General features: G+C 47.3%; 1 protein-coding gene and 1 pseudogene. Both read right to left on the reverse strand.

Annotated elements, in window-relative coordinates; translation table 11 throughout:
- A partial coding sequence (locus H6S82_RS31635) for a PAS domain S-box protein (RefSeq protein WP_191057373.1) occupies window positions 1-1,277 on the reverse strand: 1,277 nt, incomplete at its 3' end.
- 138 nt (window positions 1,278-1,415) lie between these two features.
- Window positions 1,416-1,754, reverse strand: a pseudogene (locus H6S82_RS31640) (hypothetical protein); the annotation flags it as partial.

A 1,754-nucleotide genomic window follows, 5' to 3' on the forward strand; every position in this document is an offset into this window, starting at 1 on the left:
AGCAGCGCCGGGTTGAATTGCAGTTTGCCTGCTGTAGCATTAAAAACAAGTAATATATCATTCAACACCTGGTTTGTTTGTTGGACAGCCGATCGAATCTGTTCCAGATGCTGATTTTTTTTCTCGGTACTCCATTTATCACCGTAAATTTTGACCAATTCGGCGGAAGCGATGATATTTGTAAGTGGGGTGCGAAATTCTTGGGCAATTACAGATAAAAAATTGGCTTTCATCCGGTTGAGTTCTTTTTGTGTCGCCAAAGCATAGTTCATTTCCGCTTCTGTCTGTTTGTGTTTGGTGATATCTTTCACGGTTAGAACAACCGCGTCAACAAAACTGCCGAGATTTTGCATCAAGCTAATGGTGTACTCACAGTACCTAATTCCGTCTGCGAATGGAAAGCTTATTTGACCAGTGATGGATTGTCCTGTGCGGAGAACCTCTTGCCGTTGAAGATCGAAACTTACCATCGTGTGTGCTGGAAAACCTATATCTTGCCATCTCTTGCCCACAATGTCAGTTTGTACCTTTCCCCAACTACGTGCAGCTTCTGGACTTGCGTAGATGCACTTACCTGTTTGGTCGATGACATAGAGATGAATTGGCGAAGCGTGGAGGATGGCGTCAAGCATTTGTAATTTCTGCTCAACTTGTTCCGCCTGCTTGAGCTTGGTGATGTCTCGAAGTTGCCAGCGCAAAGCTACTACCTGTCTGTGAGAATTCTGCACCGGCACTATTGTGCAAGCAGCTGGGAAAGCTTGTCCCTTCTGGGGCTGAATTTCGACTTCCCAGTCTCTGAGTTCCTGACCGTTTTGCCGTTGAAACAGTTGGGTGCGAAAGTCGCGACGAGCTGATTCTGGCACGAAAACTACTAGGGGTTTGCCGACTATGCGATCGCTCCTAACATTTAGCAAATTTGCGGCTGCTTGGTTTGCTTCTAAAATCACTCCCTCTGGGTTCGTTACCAGATAAGCATCCGGGGCGAAATCAAACAGATCCTGGTAACGCCGACGTTCCGTTTCCAAGGCCATTTGGACGGTGGCTAACTCTTGATTTCGATCGCGCAGTTCCTCGCTGGCAACCTGTAGCTCTTCCAACGAAAAGGTAAGTTCGTCTAAGCTTTGCCGCAGCAGCATTTCCTCATCTCGGTCAGAAATCTGTTCAATTTCTCCCATAAAGTTTCTGGGCGACTTGGGCAGTGTATCCGTCCTCTGCCAAAGCATTTCCAGTCGTTGCAGAGATGCCGCAATTTGCCGATCGAAAATTTCTTCTATCATTAGGGTAAGAATTTAAAAGGTTTTTATTAAAAAATCTTCCAACTATATGATAATCAAAAGAATCGACAATCCCACTTGTGCTGTACATTGCTAAGTTTAGTTGTGTCGATCGCTTTCCCGCTCCTCTTCAGGATCGTCTCATAGTCGATCGATCTCACTTCGCTCGATCTCCCGATTGCCATCGTTGTCACCATTATTTCTGATCAGCGCTTCTCGGATGAGCGCAATGCTTTGGTCTGCTTCTTTTGCTTGAGCTTCAAAACGTTGGGCTGACAGCTTTTGGCCTCTTCCGTTCGCCCGTTCTGCCATCTTGCGGATGAGCGCGGACTTTTCCTCTAGGGCGCGGAGGGCACTCCAAAGCGCTTCTTCCAAAGCTTCAGACTGGCGAGCTAACAAACTTTTCGGCGCAAAGGCGTGACCGGTACGACAGCGGAAACGAACGAACTTTCCGTCCTTCAACTCCCACAAGACACCGCC

The sequence above is a fragment of the Planktothrix sp. FACHB-1355 genome (assembly GCF_014748295.1).
In the GTDB taxonomy this organism is placed as follows: Bacteria; Cyanobacteriota; Cyanobacteriia; order Cyanobacteriales; family Aerosakkonemataceae; genus Aerosakkonema; species Aerosakkonema funiforme_A.